Source organism: Dactylosporangium darangshiense (assembly GCF_039537565.1).
GTDB classification, from domain to species: Bacteria; Actinomycetota; Actinomycetes; order Mycobacteriales; family Micromonosporaceae; genus Dactylosporangium; species Dactylosporangium darangshiense.
Window position 1 is genome coordinate 481,483 of sequence record NZ_BAABAT010000003.1, and the last position, 21,618, is coordinate 503,100.

General features: G+C 72.8%; 19 protein-coding genes. 4 read left to right on the forward strand and 15 right to left on the reverse strand.

The genetic code is table 11. The annotated features are described in order from the left end of the window. Window positions 1-45: 45 nt before the first annotated feature. A complete protein-coding gene (locus ABD901_RS08950) occupies window positions 46-879 on the forward strand; it encodes a hypothetical protein (protein WP_345123217.1) in 834 nt (277 codons plus the stop codon). Here the strand turns inward: ABD901_RS08950 and ABD901_RS08955 are convergent. Further along, a complete protein-coding gene (locus ABD901_RS08955; protein WP_345123219.1) occupies window positions 876-2,246 on the reverse strand; it encodes a hypothetical protein in 1,371 nt (456 codons plus the stop codon). The genes ABD901_RS08950 and ABD901_RS08955 overlap by 4 nt on opposite strands. A 199-nt stretch (window positions 2,247-2,445) precedes the next feature. On the opposite strand from ABD901_RS08955, the gene ABD901_RS08960 reads away from it, so the two are divergent. Continuing rightward, window positions 2,446-2,778: a PadR family transcriptional regulator gene (locus ABD901_RS08960; protein ID WP_345123221.1), complete on the forward strand. Its 333-nt coding sequence runs from the start codon at window positions 2,446-2,448 to the stop codon at window positions 2,776-2,778. A gap of 54 nt (window positions 2,779-2,832) precedes the next feature. Here ABD901_RS08960 and ABD901_RS08965 read toward each other — a convergent pair whose 3' ends face one another. The 7 genes from ABD901_RS08965 to ABD901_RS08995 form a co-directional block, all read right to left on the reverse strand. Beyond that, complete coding sequence (locus tag ABD901_RS08965; RefSeq protein ID WP_345123224.1) at window positions 2,833-3,543, reverse strand: permease prefix domain 1-containing protein; 711 nt, start codon at window positions 3,541-3,543, stop codon at window positions 2,833-2,835. A 42-nt stretch (window positions 3,544-3,585) separates the two neighbouring features. Continuing rightward, window positions 3,586-5,139, reverse strand: coding sequence for a thiol reductant ABC exporter subunit CydC (gene cydC, locus ABD901_RS08970; protein ID WP_345123227.1), 1,554 nt, complete (start codon window positions 5,137-5,139; stop codon window positions 3,586-3,588). Next, a complete protein-coding gene (gene cydD, locus ABD901_RS08975) occupies window positions 5,136-6,782 on the reverse strand; it encodes a thiol reductant ABC exporter subunit CydD (RefSeq protein WP_345123230.1) in 1,647 nt (548 codons plus the stop codon). Before cydD ends, cydC begins: the two co-directional genes overlap by 4 nt. A gap of 29 nt (window positions 6,783-6,811) precedes the next feature. Beyond that, window positions 6,812-7,783 (reverse strand): cytochrome d ubiquinol oxidase subunit II, encoded by a 972-nt coding sequence (locus ABD901_RS08980; RefSeq protein ID WP_345123232.1) that lies wholly within the window; start codon window positions 7,781-7,783, stop codon window positions 6,812-6,814. Then, on the reverse strand, window positions 7,780-9,042 hold the full coding sequence (locus ABD901_RS08985) for a cytochrome ubiquinol oxidase subunit I (RefSeq protein WP_345123234.1): 1,263 nt from the start codon (window positions 9,040-9,042) through the stop codon (window positions 7,780-7,782). The genes ABD901_RS08980 and ABD901_RS08985 overlap by 4 nt, the downstream gene beginning before the upstream one ends. Before the next feature lie 107 nt (window positions 9,043-9,149). Beyond that, entirely contained in the window at window positions 9,150-9,698 is a 549-nt protein-coding gene (locus ABD901_RS08990) for an ACT domain-containing protein (protein WP_345123235.1), read from the reverse strand. A 23-nt stretch (window positions 9,699-9,721) separates the two neighbouring features. Continuing rightward, a complete protein-coding gene (locus ABD901_RS08995; protein WP_345123237.1) occupies window positions 9,722-10,504 on the reverse strand; it encodes an ACT domain-containing protein in 783 nt (260 codons plus the stop codon). Window positions 10,505-10,726: 222 nt separating this feature from the next. On the opposite strand from ABD901_RS08995, the gene ABD901_RS09000 reads away from it, so the two are divergent. Next, window positions 10,727-11,767: a phosphotransferase family protein gene (locus ABD901_RS09000; RefSeq protein WP_345123239.1), complete on the forward strand. Its 1,041-nt coding sequence runs from the start codon at window positions 10,727-10,729 to the stop codon at window positions 11,765-11,767. Continuing rightward, window positions 11,767-12,978 carry an acyl-CoA dehydrogenase family protein gene (locus ABD901_RS09005; RefSeq protein ID WP_345123241.1) on the forward strand — a complete coding sequence of 404 codons (1,212 nt, stop codon included), beginning with the start codon at window positions 11,767-11,769 and terminating at the stop codon, window positions 12,976-12,978. The genes ABD901_RS09000 and ABD901_RS09005 overlap by 1 nt, the downstream gene beginning before the upstream one ends. A gap of 72 nt (window positions 12,979-13,050) precedes the next feature. On the opposite strand, the gene ABD901_RS09010 is transcribed toward ABD901_RS09005, so the two are convergent. The 7 genes from ABD901_RS09010 to ABD901_RS09040 form a co-directional block, all read right to left on the reverse strand. After that, window positions 13,051-13,467: a hypothetical protein gene (locus ABD901_RS09010; RefSeq protein WP_345123243.1), complete on the reverse strand. Its 417-nt coding sequence runs from the start codon at window positions 13,465-13,467 to the stop codon at window positions 13,051-13,053. A 71-nt stretch (window positions 13,468-13,538) separates the two neighbouring features. Next, the gene (locus ABD901_RS09015) at window positions 13,539-14,606 is read right to left on the reverse strand and encodes a LacI family DNA-binding transcriptional regulator (RefSeq protein WP_345123585.1); all 1,068 of its coding nucleotides are present in this window, start codon (window positions 14,604-14,606) and stop codon (window positions 13,539-13,541) included. Between the two features lie 81 nt (window positions 14,607-14,687). Then, window positions 14,688-17,117: a glycoside hydrolase family 94 protein gene (locus ABD901_RS09020; RefSeq protein WP_345123245.1), complete on the reverse strand. Its 2,430-nt coding sequence runs from the start codon at window positions 17,115-17,117 to the stop codon at window positions 14,688-14,690. A 37-nt stretch (window positions 17,118-17,154) separates the two neighbouring features. Beyond that, window positions 17,155-18,225 carry a LacI family DNA-binding transcriptional regulator gene (locus ABD901_RS09025; RefSeq protein ID WP_345123586.1) on the reverse strand — a complete coding sequence of 357 codons (1,071 nt, stop codon included), beginning with the start codon at window positions 18,223-18,225 and terminating at the stop codon, window positions 17,155-17,157. Continuing rightward, on the reverse strand, window positions 18,182-19,585 hold the full coding sequence (locus ABD901_RS09030; RefSeq protein WP_345123247.1) for a GH1 family beta-glucosidase: 1,404 nt from the start codon (window positions 19,583-19,585) through the stop codon (window positions 18,182-18,184). Before ABD901_RS09030 ends, ABD901_RS09025 begins: the two co-directional genes overlap by 44 nt. Then, window positions 19,582-20,484 carry a carbohydrate ABC transporter permease gene (locus ABD901_RS09035; RefSeq protein WP_345123588.1) on the reverse strand — a complete coding sequence of 301 codons (903 nt, stop codon included), beginning with the start codon at window positions 20,482-20,484 and terminating at the stop codon, window positions 19,582-19,584. The genes ABD901_RS09030 and ABD901_RS09035 overlap by 4 nt, the downstream gene beginning before the upstream one ends. Before the next feature lie 5 nt (window positions 20,485-20,489). After that, a complete protein-coding gene (locus ABD901_RS09040) occupies window positions 20,490-21,467 on the reverse strand; it encodes a carbohydrate ABC transporter permease (protein ID WP_345123249.1) in 978 nt (325 codons plus the stop codon). Between the last annotated feature and the right edge of the window lie 151 nt (window positions 21,468-21,618).

Here is a 21,618-nt window from a genome sequence, read left to right on the forward strand (position 1 = left end):
ATCCCCGGATGAGCAGGGGCATCGACGGGCGCTAGCCTCTCGCGCATGGCTCTGGTCCGACGCAATGCCGTCCTCGGTACCTCGAACAACCGGGTCGTGGCCGCCGCCGCGGTCGCACCCCCGAACCTCGCCCGCCCGCCCGCCGCCCCGATCCCCGCGCAGGCGGCGCCCGCCGAGGACGTGACGCAACGCATCCCCGTCCCGGGAGCGCCCGGAGCACCCGGTGCGCCCGGTGCGCCGATGCCCGAGGTCGGCGCCGCGGTGGCCGTCGGCGGCGACGCGGCGCCCGCGCCCGGTGGCGAGGCCGCCGCCGTGGCCACCCAGCCGGCCAGCATCGGCTCGCTCATCGCCGCGTTCCTGCTCGTGGCGGCCGGCGGGGCGGGGTCCTGGGCGCTGTACCACTTCGGGGTCAACGCCGACGAGATCCACCTGCCCGACGCGACCGCGCTCTTCGGCGTGCTGTTCGCGTTCGCCACGGCCGTCGAGCGCGTGCTGGAGCCCTTCGCCCGGTTCATGCCCGGCCAGCACGCCAAGGGCGAGCTCGAGCGGGCGGTGGCGAACATGGCGAACAAGTACCACGACGCGACCCTCGACGACCTCATCCAGGTCGCGCACGCGAAGTCCCTGGTCGAGCGGGGGCGGGCCAGCCGCGGGCTGATCTCGTGGGGCATCGCGGTGGCCCTGGCCACCGTCGCGTCAGCGTCCGGCGGGCTCTACCTGCTGCACTCCATCGCCGGCGACGGCTGGCAGGGCATCCCCGTCTGGGTCGACGCCGTCATCACCGGCGTGGTCGTGGGCAGCGGCACCAAGCCCCTGCACGACGTCATCTCCAAGGTGCAGAAGAACAAGGAGAAGGGCGAGGACAGCACCAGCGCCTAGAGAATGAGCAGACCGTCGGTCTGGCCGCGTTCGGCGAGGCCCGTCAGGGCCTCCTCCGCCGACAGGTACGGCAGGTAGGGCAGGTCGTGCGGCTGGGTGCGCAGCACCTGCGTCGCGTGGTGTGCGGGCACGGTGCCGGATGGGTACGCGCGGGCGCACCGCGCGTCCACGAGCGCCCGGCGGGACGCGAACGCGGCCACCGCCTCCCACTCGGCCAGCGGCGCCGTCGTCGGCAGCGCCACGCCCGGCGGCTCCGGCAGCACGTCGACGCAGGTGAAGGGCTCGCTGCCGGCCAGCCACCACGACAGCGCCCGCACCGCCGAGCGCAGCGGGTACTCGCACCAGTAGGGCACGAGGCCGGCGCGCACCACGTGCCACGGGTCCAGCAGCCGGCCGCACTCCACGACGAGCCGGTTGCCGGTGCGGGAGCCGGCGCGCAGCCAGTCGCGGTACACGTCGGCGACGGCGCCGGAGAGCACGTCGGGGTGGCGGTAGAGGACCTGGCGGACCGGGTGGCCGTGCGCGGAGGCGAAGCGGCGCAGGTCCTCGACGAACCCGCGGTCGACGCTGCGCTCGCCGTCGCTGTCCTGCGGCCCCTCCTCCGTGCCATTGCCGCCCAGGCCGGGGACGGGGCCGTTCGCGGTGCGGCGGTCGTAGTAGTCGCCCGGCGTCAGGCCGGTGGCGCGGCCGCCGAGCTGGAAGGAGTACCCGGCCGGGCCGGCCAGGGTCAGCCAGCGGCTCACGTCGCGGGTCACGATGATCGGCGCGCCCGGGCGCAGCCGGTCGGCGACGAGCTCGCGGTAGGCCTCCGGCAGCCGCTGCCAGCGCACGACGGCGTACGCGGTCGAGGTCGCCGACCAGCCCCGCCACACCGGGTCGTAGACCTGGCGCACGGTCACGTCCGGGTTGGCGTCGAGGATGCCGCGGGCGTTGCGCTCACCGGCCTTGGCCGCGGCGGCACCGTCGGCGCCGACGCCGTTGGGCGACATGCCGTCGTGCGTGGCGATGTCGGCGGTCGGCAGCTCGAACGCGGCCGGCAGCCACGGTACCCCGAGCGCGGACGCGAGGTGCAGCGCGGCGCCGTGCGGCGAGCCGATGACGAGGCCGTTGTACCGGCCGGGCGGCAGCTGCCCGACGAGCCAGCGGGCGACGACGCCGGCGTCGAGCGTGGTGCCGGGGTCGCGGCGGGCGTGCCGGCCGCGGGCGGCGCTCCAGCGGGGGGCGGCGACGACCGGGCGGGGCACACCGCGGCGGTAGGACAGCGCCCGGCCCGAGGCGATGGCCAGCGCGGTGCCGAGCCCGGTGGGCCACTGCAGGTCGGCATCGGAGGTGGTTTCGGCGCGCCCGGACTCGGTGCGCCGCCTCACCGGACCATCTCCCCGTGCCCTGCGGCCTCCCCGTGCCGTGCGACCAGGTGTCGTGACCAATACCAGTGCCATACCGTTGCCTGCCGCGCCATGCCGCCCCGCCACTCCCGTCCACTGTGTGCACCGGGACTGCCCAGCGGCGGGAGGACTAAACCCCTGCCGTGGCGCGGCGAGCCGCCAACCCGTAGACTCGCTACACATGAAGGCGGACGCGCTACGCGGGCATCTCGACGCACTCCTGCTCGCGGTGCTCGACGGCGAACCCCGCCATGGGTACGCGATCATCGAGGCCCTGCAGGAGCGCAGCGGCGGCTCCCTCGCGCTGCCGACCGGCACCGTCTACCCGGCGCTGCGCCGGCTCGAGCGCGCCGGCTACGTGGAGAGCGCGTGGTCCACGGTCGGCGGCCGGGAGCGGCGCACCTACCGGCTGACCAACGCCGGGCGCAAGGTGCTCGCCGAGGAGCGCTCGGCCTGGCAGGAGTTCACCGCCACGATCGGCTCGGTGCTGCTGCCCCCGCCGGCGACGACCTGAGCCGTCAGGCAGGCAGCGACAACCTGAGCCGTCAGGCGGCGACGACCTGAGCCGTCAGGCAAGCACGCCCCGGCGGTTTCGCAGCGCGGTGCCGGCGAAAGCCACGCACCGGACGGCGAGCAGGCCGGCGTAGGCGAACGCACCCATGTTGACGGCCATGCCGGCCAGCACCGGCGGCCAGGTCGCCGCGGCCGGCCACTGGTAGATGCTCAGGCCGAACACGGCGGCGCCGACGAGGCCGTGCAGGCCCAGGAACGTGACCGCGCCGAGGCCGACGAGCCGCGCGTAGCGCACACCGTCGCGCAGGTAGCGGCTCCCCCACGAGAAGCCGGCGACGACGAGCGCGGCGACCGCGGCGGCGAGGAACGACGTGTACTTGAAGTGGTCGACGAGGACCCAGTAGAGATGGCTCGCGTGGTCGGTCCCCCACGGGCTGTCCCACCACATCAGCGGTGCGAGCACGTTGACCAGCGGCAGCGCCAGGGCGATCCACAGCGCCGTGCGCCGGCCCTGCTGCGCGGCGAGCTCGGCCTGGTAGCCGGGCACGACCTCGCGCAGGGTGCCGAACTCGGCGACCGCCCGCGCCTGCGCCTCGGCGGGCTCGAGGCCGGCGTCCTCGTAGGCCGCGGCCGCGTCCTCGAGGCTGTGCCGCGCCTCGGTGATCATCTCCAGGCGCGTGGCCCGCGGCCCGCGCAGGGCGGCCGCCAGTCCGCCGACATAGACGTCGACGGGTTGTGTGACCGAATCGTGTGACACCCCCTCCACGTGCTCAAGGGTCCCACACGCGCCGCGGTTGCCGTCAACCGCTCAGCCCGCGACGAGCCGCCCGTCCTCGACGGTTATCACCTGGTCGAAGCGGTCCAGATCGGCACGGCGGTGTGTGACGACCACCACGGTGCGCTCCCCCGCCGCCAGCAGCGCGGTGGCCAGGACGGCGTCGGCGGCGGCCGGGTCGAGGCCCTCGGTCGGCTCGTCCAGCAGCAGCACCGGCGGCGGGTCGAGCAGCGCCCGGGCGAGCAGGAGCCGCTGGCGCTGCCCGCCGGAGAGCCGGCCGCCGTCCTCGCCGACGACGTCGTCGAGGCGCCCGGCGTGCTCGGCGAGCCCGGCGGCGCCCAGCGCGGCCCGCAGCTCGTCGTCGCCGAAGCCGTCGCGGCCGAGCGTGAGGTTCTCGCGCACGGTGGCGTGGAACACGTGTGCGTCGGCGAACACGCCCCCGGCCACCTGCCACGGCTCGGCGCCGTCCGGGCGGCCGTCCACCGCCCCGGCCACCAGCGGCGCCCGGCCGGCGATCGCGTCCAGCAGCGTCGACTTGCCGGCGCCGCTCGCGCCCACGACGGCGACGCGGCGGCCGGCGGGCAGGTCGAGGTCCACGCCGTCGAGGGCGGCCTTCGCGCCGTGCGGGTAGCGGACGGTGACGCCGCGCAGCCGCACGCTCACCGGCCCGCCCCAGGCGCGCCGCTCTGGCTCCTGCGTGACCGTTGCGGCCGAGCGGGTCAGGTCGCGGACCCGGGCCACGGCGGCGCGGACCTCGCCCTGGCGGGCGGCGGCCGCGGCGAGCGGGACGACCACCTCGCCGACGGTGAGCGCGACGAGCGCGAGCACCGGCGCCGACGGTCCGGCGACGAGCACGGCGATCGCGACCGCGGTGGCCGCCGGCACCAGGGCGGCGGCGCCGGTCACGAGGCCGGACACGGCCGCGGCGCGGGCCTCGAGCCGGGCGAGGCGCCGCCCGCTCGCCGAGGCCTCGGCGAGCGCGGCCGGCATCGCGCCGAAGGCGGCGAGCTCGGCCGCGCCGTGCGCCAGGTCCACCGTCGACTGTGCGACCGCGCCGCGGGCGGCGGCGATCGCGGCGCCCGAGCGGTTCAGGGCGTTGGCGAGCAGGGGCAGCAGGAGGCCGGCGATCAGCAGGCCGCCGGCGAGGACCGCGCCCGCGCGTGGGTCGGCGGCGCCCACCCCGGCGACGGCCGCGACGCCGATGACGGCGGCGACCCCGGCCGGGAGCACGGCGCGCAGCAGGAGATCCTGGACGGCGTCCACATCGGACACCACGCGGCTCAGCGCGTCACCCTCGACCACGGCACCGTGGCGGGCGGCCAGGGCGGCGAAGGCGCGGGCGCGCAGGTCGGCGAGGACGCGCAGCACGACGTCGTGGCTGGCGAGGCGTTCGGCGTACCGAATCCCGCCCTTGAGCAGCGCGAACGCCCGGACCGCGGCGATGGCGACGGCCAGCGCGGACAGTGGCGGCCGCTCGGCGGCGCGCACGATCATCCAGGTGGCCGTGCCGACGAGGCCGACGCCCGCGGCCTCGGTCAATACGGCGAGGAGCCCCGCAAAGAGCAGGCGGGCCAGGACGCGCCTCATGCGAGCACCGCCGGGACGGACTCGGTGAGACGCCCGGCCTCGACCGTGACGATGCGGGTGGCGATGGACAGCAGCGCCGGGCGGTGCGCGACGAGCAGCGCGGTGCGCCCGGTCGCGAGCCTCGCGGCGGAGGCCACCACGGCGGCCTCGCTGTCCGGGTCGAGCCGCGCGGTCGGCTCGTCGAAGAGCAGCAGCCCGCCGCCGCCTGCCGAACAGCGCAGCCAGGCGCGGGCCATGGCGAGGCGCTGCCGCTGGCCGCTGGACAGCCCGTGCTCGGCGAGGTCGGTGTCGTAGCCGCGCGGCAGCGCCCGCACGAACCCGTCGGCCTCGGCGGCGCGCGCCGCGGCGACGACCTCGTCGAGGGTCGCGTCCGGCGCGCCGAGGCGGATGTTGCCGGCGACGGTGCCGGCGAACAGGTGCGGCCGCTGCGGCAGCCACGCCAGCCGGGCCCGCCACGCGTCGAGGTCGAGGGCGGCGAGGTCGGCGCCGCCGACGAGCACCCGGCCGGCCGACGGCGTCGTGAACCCGAGGACCAGGGAGAGCAGTGTGGACTTCCCGCCGCCGCTCGGGCCGACGAGGGCCACCCGGTCGCCGGGCTCGACCGCGAGGCTCGCGTCGCGCAGGGCGACGATGTCGCCGTAGCGGACCTCCACCTGCTCCAGGACCACAGCGGCGTCCGCCGGTGGAACCCGGGGCTCCGTCGTGGCTTGCGGACGCGGCAGCAGTACCGCATGCATCTCCGCCGCCGCCGCGAGCCCCTCCTGGCTGGCGTGGAACTTCGTGCCCAGTGCGCGAAGGGGCAGGTACGCCTCGGGCGCCAGCAGCAGCACCACGAGCGCGGCGCCGAGCGTCAGCCCGCCGTGCAGCAGCCGCAGCCCGACCGGCACCGCGACCAGCGCGACGGAGACGGTGGCGACGAGCTCGAGGACCAGCGCCGACAGGAACGCCAGGCGCAGGGTGCGCATGGTCGCCGTCCGGTACGCCTCGGCGCTCGCCCGGACCCGCGCGGCGTAGCCGGACTCGCGGCCGAAGGTGCGCAGCGTCGGCAGGCCGCGCACGGTGTCCAGGAAGTGCCCGCCGAGGCGGGCCAGCAGCCCCCACTGCCGAGCGGTGCGGGGGCCGGTCGCCTTGCCGACGAGGACGCCGAAGACGGGGATGAGCGGCAGGGTCAGCGCGACGACGAGCGCGGACGTGAAGTCGGTGAGCGCCAGCCAGCCGAGGGCGGCGAGCGGGACGAAGGCGGCGAGGAACACCTGCGGCAGGTATCCGGTCAGGTACCCGTCGAGGCCGTCGACCCCGCGCCCGGCCAGGGTGGCGAGCTCGCCGGCCCGTTTGCCGGCCAGCCACGCCGGCCCGCGCCGGGCGGCGGAGTCGAGCAGCTCCTCGCGCAGGTGCGCCTTGATCCCGGCGGCGGCCCGCCCGGCGACGGCGGTGAGCGCGCCGGCGTGCAGGCCGCGCAGGGCGACCGCGGCGATGGCCACGACGAGGGCGGTGCGGTCGAGCCTGCCGTCGACCAGCCCGGCGAGGAGCGTGGCGAGGCTCACGGCCTGCGCCACGATCAGCACCGCGGCCAGCAGCGCGGAGCCGGCCAGCACGATCGCGTAGCGCCGCACCGGCCCGATACGCAGCAGCCGTTTATCCACCGGCTGTCCTGTCCATGTGCTGTCCGCCCTTACCAGTACAGCGACGTCCGGCGCCGGAAGAGCCACCAGCAGGCGGCCTGCACCGCGACGAGCACCGGGAGGAGCGGGGCCGCGCCGAGGGCGAGCAGCCGCAGCGTGTCGCCGCCGGCCGCAGCGTCGCCGACGGTGACCGTCGCGCCCGGGTCCAGCGTGGACGCTAGCACGGCCGGGAACAGCGCCGACGCCGCCGCGAGCACCGGTAGGGCGCACGCCACAGCGGTGGCCGCGAACGCGCGCCCGCCCGTGGCGAAGCTGGCGGCGAAGGCGGCACCGGCGGCGGCCAGCGCGAGGACCGTGCCGGCGACCGGGTGGCGCACGCCGTCCGGCGCCGCGAGGTACCAGCCGCCGACGGCGAGGACGGCGACGCCGGCGGCGATCGGGGCGAAGCGCACGAGCACCCGGTGCATCCGCGCGCGCAACGGCCCTGCTTCGAGGCGCCAGCCGAGGTAGGCGGCGCCGTGCACGAAGACCAGCATCGCGTTCGCGACCGCGGTGAGCCAGACCCGCGGGTCGCTCAGGGCGGGCTGGCCGTGCACGTGGCCGTCGGCGTCCAGCGGTACGCCGTGCAGCAGCACGCCGAACAGCAGCCCCCAGCCGAGGGCGAGTGCCAGGCCGCTGGCGGCGATGAGCGCGTCGAAGCCGGATCGCCACCGGCCGCGGCTGCGCAGCTGGACGCCGGCGTTGAGGGCCAGCAGGCCGAGCACGATCGCGATGACGGCCGGGTAGGCGGCGCCGAACAGCTCGCCCTCCAGGCGCGGGAACGCGGCGACGAGCACGCCGGCGGCGCCGACCGCCCACACCTCGTTGCCCAGGAACATGGGGCCGATCGCGTTGAGGGCGGCGCGCCGCTCGCCGTCGCCGCGCAGCGCCGGCAGCAGCATGGCGACGCCCTGGTCGAGGCCGCCGAGCACGAAGTAGGCCACGAAGCAGAAGCCGAGGATGGCGTACCACAGATTGCTCATGCTGCGACCTCCTCGAGCTCGGGCTGTGCCTCTTCTTCCTCCACGCCGAACTCGCCGCCGGGCGGCCGGGCCGCCGCGCGCGCGAGGAGCCACCAGTCGACGAGCGCGAGGGCCGCGACGAGGACGGTGAACAGCAGCGTGGAGGCCCGCAGCGCACCGGCGCTCATCGGCGAGACGGCGTCGGCGGTCTTCAGCAGCCCGTACACCGCCCACGGCTGGCGGCCCTCCTCGCGCACCATCCAGCCGAGGATCGCCGCGGCGAACGGCAGCGGGATCATCGCGGTGAGCAGCCACAGCGCGGGCCGGGCCCAGCGGCGGCGGATCAGGGTGTCGCGGATCGTGAGCAGCTGCACGACGAACAGCACGAGGAACAGCAGGTTGGCGATGCCGATCATCGAGTCGAGCGAGGTGCGCACGATGTCGCCGGGCAGGTAGTGGCCGGGGCCGAAGCGGGTGACCATGTCGGCCTGTGCGGCGATCGCCTTCTCGCCCTCGGCGAGCTTGGTCGGCTGGTTGTCGCCGATCGGGCCGAGCTGGGCGTAGCCGACACCGATGGTGAAGAACGCGCCGACGAGGCCGATGTGGATGCCTAGGCGCAGCGAGCGGCGGAACAGGTCGTGGTCGTCGGGCTTCGCGGCCTTGCGGATGCGCCAGGCGCTGATGCCGGCCATGAGGATGCCGCCGGTCGTCAGGGCCGCGGCCACAGCGTGCGCGAGGGCGAACCACAGGGCGCTGTTGGTGAGCAGCGCGCCGAAGTCGGCGAGGCGGACGGTGCCGTCGGCGTCGCGGGCGTACCCGACCGGGTGCTGCAGGAACGCGTTGCTGACCATGACCCAGAAGGCCGACAGCAGGGCGGTGGCGGCGACGCCCCAGATGAGTGCGAGGTGCAGCTTCTTGCCGAGCCTGCCCCAGCCGAAGATCCACATGCCGAGCAGCGTCGACTCGAGCACGAAGGCGATCAGCGTCTCCAGGGCGAGGGGCGCGCCGAACACGTCGCCGGTGAGCCGGGACAGGCCGCTCCAGTTGAGCCCGATCTCGAACTCCATGACGAGCCCGGTGGCGATGCCGACCGCATAGTTGATCGCGTACAGCAGCCCCCAGTAGCGGGCCATCCGGCCGTACACCGGCTTGCCCGACACCACGTAGCGGGTCTGCAGGAAGGCCACGAGCAGCACGAGGCCGAGCGTGACCGCCACGAACAGGAAGTGCAGCGATGCGGTGAGCCCGAACTGCAGCCGGGCATATTCAAGGGCACTCATGTATCGCCCCCCGACATGTACCCTGTCAACATGTCGTCACCCTACACGTAGGCGGGCGCAACAAAAAGCGCCCCCTCGATCAACGAGGGGGCGCTCTCAGGCTGTTCTCAGGAAGCCGTGTGCCGTGCTCCTACCTTCGCGACCTCGACCAGCGCCTGCGCGCGGGCGTACTCGGCCGGGGTGAACGCGGGAGCCGGGCGGCGGACGTACAGCGTGCCGCCGGCCGGGTCGGGCAGCTGCATGCCGGTCGCCGTGAAGCCGGCGGCTGCCACCGCAGATGACTTGGTTGTAGCGCCCGCCCGCCAGGAGATGTCGCAGTCGCCGAGCAGCGCCGCGATCGCCTCCTCCAGGGTCGCCGTGCCGTCGAGGACCTTCGCCGCGAGGGCGAGGACCCGGGTCGGCTCGTCGACGAGCCCGCGCACGTCCGCCGGCGACACCCACGGGTCCCGGCCGCGGCCGCGCTGCACGGCGTCGACCAGGTCGGCGCGGGTCAGGTGCTCGGGCGCCTCGACGAGGAAGTCGTCGACCGCGCCGGTCTCGGTGGTGTGCACCTGCACGGAGAGGATGTTGACCTTCCGCAGGGCGAGGCTCGCCGTGAGGACGGACAGGAAGCCCGGGCGGTCGTCGACCGTCGCACGGATACGCCACAGCGTCATGCCCGGAACTCCTGTCGCCGAGGTCAGGCCGCCCATGACGGGGCTGATCCGTTTGTGCCGGCGGGAGCGGGGGCTCCGGCAACGGAGCCACCCGCCTCACCCGGTTCCGCCAAACCGGGCCCCGCCAGCCGTTCCCCGAGCACAAGTGCCGTTGCACCGACCAGCTGCGCCAGCCGTTCCACCTCGGAACCGTGGAACGGTGGTGCTCCCGCGTCGCCGTCCGCCCCGCCGCGTCCGACAACAAGGACCAGCCCTCCACGCTGAAAAGGCGCGACAGCGAGATGAACGCCGTCAGCTGCGCTCAACGCGCGAGGGCGGAGTGGTGCGATGTCCACCTGTGGGGGGACATCCGGAGCGCGCCAACTGGCGCATACCACCGAGGAGCCGGACCATGCCTGGGCGCGCGCGCCGCCGCCCGCCCAGTCGGATCCGACCTGGATCGCGACCGCCCAGTCCGCGCCGAACAGTGCGGGAGCCGCGTCCACGACCGTCGCCAGGCCGTGTCCGGGGTTCGCCGCCACCTGTCCGATGAGCGCGACCTCGCGGCCGCTGCTCGGCTCCGAAAGCTCGGTCCCGCGCCACACACCGTCCACGCGAACGCCTGGGATCGCCGCGAGGCCGGTGAGCACGCGGTCGACCGCGGCCGAAGCCGGCCAGACCACGGTGAAGTCGTCCACCGCACGGCCACTGACCCGTTCCAGCACAACGACCGAAACGATGTCCGCGCCGACCACACCCAGCGTCCGGGCGACCTGCCCGAGTGAGCCGGGACGGTCGGGCAGCGCAACCCGCAGCCTCAGCAGCATATGAGTCGACCTCCCGTTCGTCCTTAGGCCTGAGGATGTACGCCGCCGTTGGTGTACGTCTTGCTCTCCGGTACTGCGAACAGGTTGCCTACCGCGAGTTTCCGCGCCGTTTCGCAGCGGTGTCGATGCCGGAACGTTTCGTGTCCACGAAAACGGGACATTTGCCACCAAGTGGGAGGCGAGCGCTTGACAGAGAATGTGTCTCACCCATGGACTGGCCGGATGAGCACCCCGCCCGGTCTCGATCTCACCCGCCTGCAAACCTATCTCGACGAGAAGGTCCCCGGCCTGGTCGGCGGCCCGCTGACCGCCGAGCTCATCGCCGGGGGCCGGTCGAACCTGACGTACGTCCTCAACGAGGTCTTCGTCCTGCGCCGCCCGCCGCTCGGGCACGTCCTGGCCACGGCGCACGACATGACCCGCGAGTTCCGGGTGATCTCCGCGCTGGGGCCGACCGCGGTACCGGTACCGGAGGCGCTGCTGCTGTGCGAGGACGACAGCGTGCTGGGTGCGCCGTTCTACCTCATGTCCCGGGTGCCCGGCGTCGTGCTGCGCCATCGCGACCAGACCGACGCGCTCGGCGACGACAACCGGCGGCGGGTCGCGTTCGCGATGATGGACACTCTCGCCGAGCTGCACCTCGTCGACCCGGCGGCGGTCGGCCTGGCGGAGTTCGGCCGGCCGGAGGGCTTCCTCGAGCGGCAGGTCCGCCGGTGGACGGGCCAGCTGGAGAAGTCCCGCAGCCGGGAGCTGCCGGCCGCCGACGAGCTGCGCGACCGGCTCGCCGCGGCCATCCCCGCCACCGCGCGAACCGGCATCGTGCACGGCGACTACCGCCTCGACAACCTCATCGTCGACCCGGACACATTGCGCGTGGCCGCCGTGCTGGACTGGGAGATGGCCACGCTCGGCGACCCGCTCACCGACCTGGGGCTGCTGCTGGCGTACTGGAACGTGCTGGACACCATCAAGACCGGCCGGAACCCGGTCGCCGACGGCCTGGGCGCCGCCGCCGGCTTCCCCAGCGGCGCCGAGCTGCTGGAGCGCTACGGCCGCTCCGCGCCGGTCGGCGACGACCTGCACTGGTACGTCGGGCTGGCCTGCTACAAGCTGGCCGTCGTGCTCGAGGGCATCCACTACCGCTACACGCACGGGCAGACCGTCGGTGCCGGCTTCGACGAGATCGGCGAGCTCGTCGTGCCGCTGTTCGAGGCCGGCATCACCGCCATGAGCGAAGAAACAGCGATCAACGGAGAGAGCTGATGGACTTCGGTTTCGACGACCGCACCGCCGAGCTGCACGAGAAGCTCACGGACTTCATGGACGAGGAGGTGTACCCCGCGGAGCACGTCCTGGAGGCGCAGCTCGCCGCCGCCGAGGACCCGTGGGCGCGCCCCCCGGTCATCGAGGACCTCAAGCACGCCGCGCGCGAGCGGGGCCTGTGGAACCTGTTCCTGCCCGACCCCCGGCACGGTGCCGGCCTGACCAACGTGCAGTACGCGCCGCTGGCCGAGATCACCGGCCACAGCCCGCACCTGGCGCCCGAGGCCCTCAACTGCGCCGCACCCGACACCGGCAACATGGAGGTCCTGGCCCAGTTCGGCTCCCCCGAGCAGCAGGACCGCTGGCTCAAGCCGCTGCTGGAGGGCCAGATCCGCTCCGCGTTCTGCATGACCGAGCCCGACGTCGCCTCCTCGGACGCGACGAACATCGCCACCCGCATCGAGCGCGACGGCGACGAGTACGTCATCAACGGCCGCAAGTGGTGGTCCTCCGGCGCGATGAACCCCAACTGCGCCGTCCTCATCGTCATGGGCAAGACCGACCCGGCCGCCGCGCGCCACCAGCAGCAGTCCATGATCTGCGTGCCGCGCGACACCCCCGGCATCACCGTGCGGCGCGGCATGCACGTCTTCGGCTACACCGACGCCTCGCACGGCGGCCACGCGGAGGTCGTCTTCGAAGACGTCCGCGTCCCGGCCGACGCCCTCATCGCCGGCGAGGGCGAGGGCTTCGCGATCGCGCAGGCCCGCCTCGGCCCCGGGCGCATCCACCACTGCATGCGCCTCATCGGGATGGCCGAGCGGGCGCTGGAGCTGCTGTGCGGGCGCGTCTCCCAGCGGGTGGCGTTCGGCCGGCCCCTCGCCGAGCAGGGCGTCATCCAGGACTGGATCGCCGAGTCGCGGGTCCGCATCGAGCAGGCCCGCCTGCTGGTCCTCAAGACCGCGTGGCTCATGGACACGGTCGGCAATAAGGGCGCGCACACCGAGATCCAGGCCATCAAGATCGCCGTGCCGTCGATGGCCGAGTGGGTCATCGACAAGGCGATCCAGGGCTACGGCGCCGCGGGCGTCAGCCAGGACACGCCCCTGGCGGCCCTGTGGTCGAACGCCCGCACGCTGCGCCTGGCCGACGGGCCCGACGAGGTGCACAAGGCCTCACTGGCCCGACGCGAGCTGCGCAAGTACAGCTGACACACGGCACGTATCGCGGCCGGCACCCGCACGGTGCCGGCCGCAATCATGTACCGGTAGCGAGGAATGATCTCAGCTGGGTCCGTACGAGGCCGGTAGCTCCTCGACCTCGTCGGCCTCGTCGGGTTCGATCGCGAATCGCTCGGTCGCGGCCTGGATGGCCCGTGGCGCCGACGCGGCCACCGCCCAGCCCACCGCCACGCCGCCGAGCACCGCCACCGCGATCCAGCCCCAGGGCTTGCGCGGCCGGCGCCCCGACAGCGCGTCCAGGGCCAGGTTCGCCCGCCGCCACGCCTCGCTCGATGCCTCACCGACCCGGTGCGACGCCGAACCGTAGCGCTGCGACGCCTCGCCGGCCAGGTCGGAAGCCCGGTCCCGGACCGTGCCGCCGAACGTCTTGGCGTTGTCCAGCGCCGCGACCACGTGGTCCCAGGCTTCTTCGGCCACGCTCTCGGCGTGGTGTCTGCGTCTCGTCCACTGTGCGCTCATCGTCCTGCCACCTCCTCCTCCGAAGTCCGGATGCCCCCGACGGAGAAACGGCAAACGCCAGGCCGGACACGCTAGGCGGAGGCGCGCCGCACCAGATGGGTCTCCACCATCACCGACGAGGAGGCCGCCCCGCCGATGCGGGCGATGAGCAGCCGGGCCATCTCCCGGCCCATCGCCTCCACCGGCTGGTGGACGGTGGTCAGCGGCGGGTCGGTCTGCCGGGCGATCGCCACGTCGTCGAAACCCACCAGGGCCACGTCGTCGGGGACGCGTTTGCCGAGGTCGCGCAGCCCGCGCAGGGCGCCGACGGCCATGAGGTCGGAGGCGGCGAACACCGCGTCGATGCCCGGGTCGGCCTCGAGCAGGTCGTGGACCGCGCGCTCGCCGCTGGCCTCGGAGAAGTCGCCGTAGGCGATGAGGCGCTCGTCGACGCCCAGCCCGGCGCGCTCGAGGGCCTCGCGGTAGCCGGTCAGGCGGGAGACGCCCACCGCCATGTCCTGCGGGCCGGCGATCGCGGCGATGCGCCGGCGCTGGCGGTCCAGCAGGTGGCCGACGGCGATGCGGGCGCCGCCCTCGTTGTCGGCGTCGACGTAGGACAGCTGCGACAGCTGCGCGGTGAAGTTGAGCTGCTCGTCGTCGGCGAGCATCTGCGCCGGCCGGCCGCCGAGCACGACCGGCAGGCCGCGGCGCTCCAGCAGCAGCGGCAGCGGGTCGGCGTCGTGCAGGGACAGCAGCATCACGCCGTCGACGTGCTGGTTGGTCAGGTGGTGCTCGACGCGCTCACGCTCGGCCGGCGACTGCGCCATCGCCAGCCACAGCTGCAGCTGCGTGCCGGCCAGGGCCGAGCTGATGCCGCGCACGATGCCGGCGAAGAAGGGCTCGCCGAAGACGCGCTCCTCCGACTCCGACACCACGAGCGCGACAGAGTCGGTGCGCTGCGTGACGAGCGCGCGGGCCGCCCGGTTGGGCACGTACCCCAGCTCGTCGATCGCCTTCTGCACCGCGGCGCGGGCCTCGGGGCTGACCTGGGGCGAGCCGTTCACCACTCGCGACACGGTGCCGCGCCCGACTCCGGCGCGCAGCGCGACCTCGTCGAGCGTGGGCCGGCCGGCGGAGCGCGGGCGGCCCGGGGACGGGATGTTCACGCCCCATTGTGCGCACATCCCGTCATCGGGCCACCCGAGGGAGGGGCGAATCTTGTTCAAGACCCCTCAGTTCTTTTACGAAACCGTCAGGATCACCTCAACGTCCGTACCGGCCTGGGCCAGCGGGAGGACTGCATCCGGGCTGACCGCGACGCCGTCGACGGTCAGGGAACGCTCGTCGCCGCGGCGAACTTCGATGCGGTACGTGGCACCGCGGAAGCGGCGAACCGCCGTGAACCCGGGCCAGTCCGCCGGAATCACGGGAGCGACGCGCAGGCCGGTCAGCTCCGGGCGGATGCCCAGGATCCACTGGGTGATCGCCGCGTAGTTCCAGGCCGCGGTCCCGGTCAGCCACGAGTTCTTCGCCTCGCCGTGCGTCGGCGCGTCGCGCCCGGCGATCATCTGCGCGTACACGTACGGCTCGCACCGATGCACCTCGCTGATCGCCTCACGGGCGGCGGGGTTGATCCGCTTGTAGTAGTCGAACGCGGCGTCGCCGTTGCCGACGATCGCCTCGGCGATCATGAGCCACGGGTTGGTGTGGCAGAAGATGCCGGCGTTCTCCTTGTACCCGGGCGGGTACGAGGAGATCTCGCCGAGCTCGACGCGGTAGGAGCTGTAGGCCGGCTGCTGCAGGATGATCCCGTGCGGGGTGGCGAGGCGCTCGCGGACGCTGGCCAGGGCCGTGGCCGCCGTGCCGTCCTCGACGCCGACGCCGCCCATCACGCACATGCCCTGCGGCTCGATGAAGATCTGGCCCTCGTCGTTGGAGGCGGAGCCGACGACGTTGCCGTGGAAGTCGTACGCCCGGCGGAACCACGCGCCGTCCCAGCCGTGCTCGGCGATGGTGCCGGACATCTTCTCGGCGGCGTCGAGGTACTCCTGCCCGGGCCGCCCGACGAGCGCGGCGATCCCGGCGAGCTCCCGCGCGGCCAGCACGAACTGCCCGGCGATGAACACCGACTCGGCGACGCCGCCGGTGGCGTTCTCGGTCGTCTGGAACGGCTCGCCCGGCGTCTCGGAGAAGCAGTTGAGGTTCAGGCAGTCGTTCCAATCGGCGCGCCCGATCAGCGGCAGGCCGTGCGGGCCGAGGCGGTCCAGGGTGTACCGCAGGGATCGCTGCAGGTGGTCGTAGAGCGGCTGCTCGGTGCCGGGGTCGTTGTCGTAGGGCACGAGCGCCTCGAGGATCGACGTGTCGCCGGTCTCCTTGAGGTACGCGGCCACGCCGAGGATCAGCCACAGCGGGTCGTCGTTGAAGCCCGATCCGATGTCGTTGTTGCCCCGCTTCGTCAGCGGCTGGTACTGGTGGTAGGCCCCGCCGGTGGCCAGCTGGGTGGCGGCGATGTCGAGGATCCGCTCCTTGGCCCGCTCCGGGATCATGTGCACGAAGCCGAGCAGGTCCTGGTTGGAGTCGCGGAAGCCCATGCCCCGGCCGATGCCGGACTCGTAGAACGACGTCGAGCGGCTCATGTTGAACGTGACCATGTTCTGGTAGGCGTTCCAGATGTTGACCATGCGGTCGGTCTCGCCGTCGGGCGTGCTCACCTGCAGGCCGCCGAGCAGGTTGTCCCAGTGCTCGCGCAGCGCGCGGAAGCCCTCGTCGACCGTGTCCTGCCGCAGCCAGCGGGCGATGACCGGGCGGACCATGTGCTTGTTGATCGTCTGCGAGCCGGGCGGGTCGAACTTGGCGTCGCGCGGGTTCTCCCAGTAGCCGAGCACGAAGCCGATCTCGCGGGTCTCGCCCGGTTGCAGGGCGATGCGCACGTGGTGCGAGCCGTGCGGCTGCCAGCCGTGGGCGACCGAGTCCGACGAGCTGCCGCGCTCCACGGCGATCGGGCGGTCCCACGAGCGGTACGGGCCGAGGAAGGACTCACGGGCGGTGTCGAAGCCGGCGAGGGGCTCGCTGCAGGCGAAGTACGCGAAGTGGTCGCGCCGCTCGCGGTACTCCGTCTTGTGGTAGATGACGCCGTCGACGACCTCGACCTGGCCGGTGGAGAAGTTGCGCTGGAAGTTGGTGGCGTCGTCCTGGGCGTCCCAGAGGCAGAACTCGACGGAGGAGAACACCGACAGCTCCGCGGCCTCGGCGCGCTCGTTGGTCAGCCGCAGCCGCCACACCTCGAGCGTCTCGCCCAGCGGCACGAAGTACGACACCCGGGCCCTGATGTTGCGGTAGGACGAGGCGATCTGCGTGTAGGACATCCCGTGCCGGCACTCGTACTCGTCCAGCTCCGGCTGCGTCGGCTGCCACGTCGGCGACCAGAACTCGCCGGTGCCCGGATCGCGCAGGTAGAGGTAGCGGCCGCCGAAGTCGAACGGGGCGTTGTTGTAGCGGTAGCGGGTGAGCCGGCGCAGCCGCGCGTCGCGGTAGAACGAGTAGCCGCCGGCGGTGTTGGAGATGATGCCGAAGTACGCCTCGGTGCCCAGGTAGTTGATCCAGGGCAGCGGGGTGTCGGGCCGGTCGATCACATACTCGCGACGTTCGTCGTCGAAGTGGCCGAAGCGCACGGGGTGCCTCCTAGCGGCCGCAGTTCCTGCAGCCAGGTCAGGCCGACTCGCGCACCACGAGGTGCGTGTCGAGCACGGTCGAGTGGGCCGGCCCGCCGGCGATGCGGGCCAGCAGGAGCCTTGCCATCTCGCGACCCATGCCCTCCACCGACTGGTGCACGGTGGTGAGCGGCGGCAGGGTCTGCCGGGCCACGGTGGAGTCCTCGAAGCCGACCACGGCGACGTCCTCGGGGATCTGCCGGCCCTGCTCGCGCAGCGCACGGATGGCCCCCGCGGCCATCAGGTCGGAGGCGGCGAAGACCGCGTCCAGGCCCGGGTTGAGATGCAGCAGGCGGTACATCGCTTCGGCGCCGCTCGCCTCGCTGAAGTCGCCGTATGCGATGAGTCGTTCGCCGTTGGGATACGGCTGGGACGCCAGGCGCAGCGCCTCACGGTAGCCGCGCAGGCGGGCCTTGCCGACCCCCATGTCCTGCGGGCCGGCGATCGCCGCGACGCAGCGGCGCCCCAGGTCGAGCAGGTACTGCACGGCGATGCGGGCGCCGCCCTCGTTGTCGTTGTCGACGAACGCGACGCCGTCACCGTTGGTGGTCTCCAGCATCTGCGCCGGCCGCCCGCCCAGCACCGTCGGCAGGCCGCGGCCGGCCAGCAGGCCGGGCAGCGGGTCGTCGTCGTGCAGGGAGAGCAGCAGGACCCCGTCGACGTGCTGGTCGGACAGGTGCCGCTCGACCAGCTGCCGCTCGGCGGTCGACTGGGCCATCGCCAGCCACAGCTGCATCTGGGTGTCGGCCAGGTGCGAGCTGACCCCGCGGACGATCCCGGCGAAGAACGGCTCGCCGAAGACCCGCTCCTCGGACTCGGAGACGACCAGCGCCACCGAGTCGGTCCGGCGGGTCACCAGCGCCCGCGCGGCCCGGTTGGGCACGTAGCCCAGCTCGTCGATCGCCTTGCGCACCGCGGCCCGCGCCTCCGGGCTCACCTGCGGCGAGCCGTTGATGACCCGGGAAACGGTGCCGCGCCCGACACCGGCCAGGGCAGCGACCTCGTCAAGTGTCGGGCGGTGCACGCTACTCGGCCAGGCCGTTGCGCTCGATGACCTCGCGGTAGCGATGACCGCTGGCCTTCACGATGCGCTGCTGGGTGTGATAGTCCACGGCCACTAGGCCGAAGCGCTTGGTGTAGCCCCACGCCCACTCGAAGTTGTCCAGCAGCGACCAGGCGAAGTAGCCGCGCAGCGGCGCGCCCTGCTCGATCGCGGCCAGGCAGGCCCGGAAGTGGGCGTCGAAGTAGGCGACGCGGTCGGCATCATGGATTTCCCCGTCGGTACCGCGGGAGTCGACGTAGGCCGCACCGTTCTCGGTGATGTAGAGCGGGACGGGCGGGTACTCCTGCGCGACGCGGACCAGCGTCTCGGTGAGCCCGGGCGCGTCGACCTCCCAGTCCATGTCGGTGACCGGCACGCCGGGGCGCTTGAGGAAGCGCACGTCCTCGCTGCCCGGCCACGACGTGGGCGCCCGCCAGTAGGGCTCGGCCGGCGCTTGCGGGTCGGGCGCGGCGACGACGTGCCGGCTGTAGTAGTTGATCCCGAGCAGGTCCAGCGGCGCGGAGATGGTCTTGAGGTCGCTGTCGTGCACGAAGCCGAAGTCGGTGACGCCGGCGACGTCGCGCCGGACGTCCTCGGGGTACTCGCCGCGCAGGACCGGATCGAGGAAGATCCGGTTCGCCAGGCCGTCGATGCGCCGGGCGGCCTCCAGGTCGCCCTCGGCGGCCGGGTCGGCGGGCGAGATCGCGTAGAGGTTGAGCGTGATGCCCAGCTGCGCCTGCGAGTCCGCCGCCCGGATCGCCTCCACCGCCTGGCCGTGGCCGAGCAGCAGGTGGTGCATCGCGGCGAACGCGTCCGGTGCGTGCTGGCGGCCCGGTGCGTGCACGCCGGAGGCGTAGCCGAGGAAGGCCGAGCACCAGGGCTCGTTGAACGTGGTCCAGTTCCGCACCCGGTCGCCGAGCGCGCCGTGCACCAGCGCGGCGTACTCGGCGAACCGGGCGGCGGTGTCGCGGGCGGGCCAGCCGCCGGCGTCCTCGAGCTCCTGCGGCAGGTCCCAGTGGTACAGCGTGACCCACGGCCGGATGTCCCGCTCCAGCAGCTCGTCGACGAGCCGCTGGTAGAAGTCCAGGCCCTTGGCATTCATCGGCCCGCTGCCGCCCGGCTGCACGCGGGGCCACGCGATGGAGAACCGGTAGGCCCGCAGGCCCAGGTCCCGCATCAGCGCGACATCCTCGCGATAGCGGTGGTAGTGGTCGCACGCTTCGTCGCCGGTGTCGCCACCTCTGGTGCGCCCGGGGGTGTGGCTGAACGTGTCCCAGATGGACGGGGTGCGGCCGTCCTCGGCCACCGCCCCTTCGATCTGGTACGACGCGGTCGCCGCCCCCCACAGGAATCCGGGTGGGAACGTCAGCGGGTCGATGATGGTCACGCCTTGACCGAACCTTCCATGATGCCGCCGATGATCTGGCGGCCGAATGCGATGAACACGATGAGCAGCGGCACGATCGCCAGGGCTGTCCCGGTAAAGACTTGCACGTAGTCGGTCTTGTAGTAACCGGTCGCCAAAATGTTCAGCGAAACCTGCACGGTCGGCGTGTCACCGTTGAGCACCACGTAGGGCCACAGGAAGTCGTTCCACGTCTCCATGAACGTCAGCAGGCCGAGAACGGCCGCCGCCGGGCGCAGCGCCGGGAGCACGACGCTCCAGTACGTCCGCCAGGTGGAGGCGCCGTCCATGCGGGCCGCCTCGATCAGCTCGTCGCTGATCGCGGACTCGGCGTACTGCCGGATCATGAACACGCCGAAGCCCTTGACCAGGAAGGGCACGATGACCGCCTGCAGCGTGTTAGTCCAGTCTAGCTTCACCATGAGCAGGTACAACGGGATGATGTTGACCTGCGTCGGGATCATCATCGTCATGATGATGATCAGCAGCAGCGCGTTCTTGCCCTTGAACCTCAGCTTGGCGAACGCGAAGCCGGCCAGGGTGGAGAAGAACACCACCGACAGCGTGACGCAGCCCGAGACGATGGCCGAGTTGACCAGGCCGTAGACGAAGTTGGCGTCGGTGTTCTCCAGCACGCGGGAGGCGTTGGAGAAGAAGTTCGGCCCGGGGGTCAGCGGCGGCGGGATCGCCGTCACCGCGGAGTTGTCGCGCGAGGCAACGATGAACGACCACACGATCGGGAAGATCGACAGGACGATCGTGATGATCAGTCCCAGGTACGTCAGCGGGCTGGCCTCCCACAGCGCCGCGGAGGCGCTGCGGACCCTGCCGGGCTTCTTCGACGAGCCCGGCGCGGGCCGGGGCGGTGCGGTCCGGGTCATGGTGCTCATGAGGTCTGCCCCCGAACCGAGCGGCGCACCAGCAGGAAGTTCACCAGCGCGAAGATCAGGATGATGAGGAACAGCAGCCACGAGATCGCGGCGCCCTTGCCCACGTTGAAGTTGTTCATGAACGTGGTCTCGTAGATGTACATCGCCACGGTCTGGAACTCGTTGAGCGAGCCGCCCTGGATCCGGCCGTAGTTGAACAGCAGCGGTTCGGTGAACAGCTGCATGCCCCCGATGGTCGAGATGATCACGGTGAAGAGGATCGTGGGCTGGATCAGCGGTACCGTGATCCGCCAGAACCGGCGGAAGGCCGACGCCCCGTCCAGCGAGGCGGACTCGTAGAGCTCCTTCGGGATCGCCTGCATGGCGGCGAGGTAGATCAGCGCGTTGTAGCCGGTCCAGCGCCAGTCGACCATGAAGGCGATGGCGGTCCAGGACGACCACTGGTGGTTGCGCCACTCGACCGCGTTGAGGCCGATGCTCTGCAGCACCCAGTTCGCCAGGCCGTAGCGGTCGGCGAAGATGAGGCCGAAGACGATGCCGACGGCGGCGACCGAGGTGATGTTCGGGATCAGCACGCCCATGCGGATCGCGGTGCGGGCGCGCATCTTCTTGTTCAGCCAGCTGGCGATCATCAGGGCCAGGATCAGCTGCGGCACGGTGGCGACGACGAACAGCCCGAAGGTGTTGCCGAGGACCTTCCAGAAGTGCTCGTCGTGCAGCACCTTCGAGTAGTTCTCGAAGCCGACGTACCCCGCGTCGCCGCCGGTCAGCGTGTTCTTGCGCAACGACAGCACGGCCGTGTAGACCAGCGGGTACGCGCCGAACACCGCGAAGAGCAGGAAGAACGGCGCGACGAACAGGTACGGGGAGATCTTGAGGTCCAGCCGGCCGAGACGCAAGGAGCGCCGCCTCGGCGGCGTCACCGGGTCCTTTCGCCCGTGACGAGGCCCGGCGACCTCGACGTTGGTGGTCATGGTGGTGGTCCTTCTTCCGTAGCAATGCGGTTCCCGGTCGCCACTGCGCTTCCCGGTCGCCACTGCGGTCTCCGGTCGCCAGCGCGGCTTCGCCGGTCGCTAGCCCGGCTTTCGCCGGTCGGCTTCGCCGGTCGCTAGCGAGCGGAGGTGG

Bases quoted from the DNA above. Each gene is read 5' to 3' on its own strand.
- ABD901_RS09000 (WP_345123239.1), top strand. From the start codon at position 10,727: ATGAGCACCCCGCCCGGTCTCGATCTCACCCGCCTGCAAACCTATCTC.
- ABD901_RS08990 (WP_345123235.1), bottom strand. From the start codon at position 9,698: ATGACGCTGTGGCGTATCCGTGCGACGGTCGACGACCGCCCGGGCTTC.
- ABD901_RS08995 (WP_345123237.1), bottom strand. From the start codon at position 10,504: ATGCTGCTGAGGCTGCGGGTTGCGCTGCCCGACCGTCCCGGCTCACTC.
- ABD901_RS08985 (WP_345123234.1), bottom strand. From the start codon at position 9,042: ATGAGTGCCCTTGAATATGCCCGGCTGCAGTTCGGGCTCACCGCATCG.
- ABD901_RS09035 (WP_345123588.1), bottom strand. From the start codon at position 20,484: ATGACCCGGACCGCACCGCCCCGGCCCGCGCCGGGCTCGTCGAAGAAG.
- ABD901_RS08950 (WP_345123217.1), top strand. From the start codon at position 46: ATGGCTCTGGTCCGACGCAATGCCGTCCTCGGTACCTCGAACAACCGG.
- ABD901_RS08960 (WP_345123221.1), top strand. From the start codon at position 2,446: ATGAAGGCGGACGCGCTACGCGGGCATCTCGACGCACTCCTGCTCGCG.
- ABD901_RS08980 (WP_345123232.1), bottom strand. From the start codon at position 7,783: ATGAGCAATCTGTGGTACGCCATCCTCGGCTTCTGCTTCGTGGCCTAC.
- ABD901_RS09010 (WP_345123243.1), bottom strand. From the start codon at position 13,467: ATGAGCGCACAGTGGACGAGACGCAGACACCACGCCGAGAGCGTGGCC.
- cydC (WP_345123227.1), bottom strand. From the start codon at position 5,139: ATGAGGCGCGTCCTGGCCCGCCTGCTCTTTGCGGGGCTCCTCGCCGTA.
- ABD901_RS09040 (WP_345123249.1), bottom strand. From the start codon at position 21,467: ATGACCACCAACGTCGAGGTCGCCGGGCCTCGTCACGGGCGAAAGGAC.
- ABD901_RS09005 (WP_345123241.1), top strand. From the start codon at position 11,767: ATGGACTTCGGTTTCGACGACCGCACCGCCGAGCTGCACGAGAAGCTC.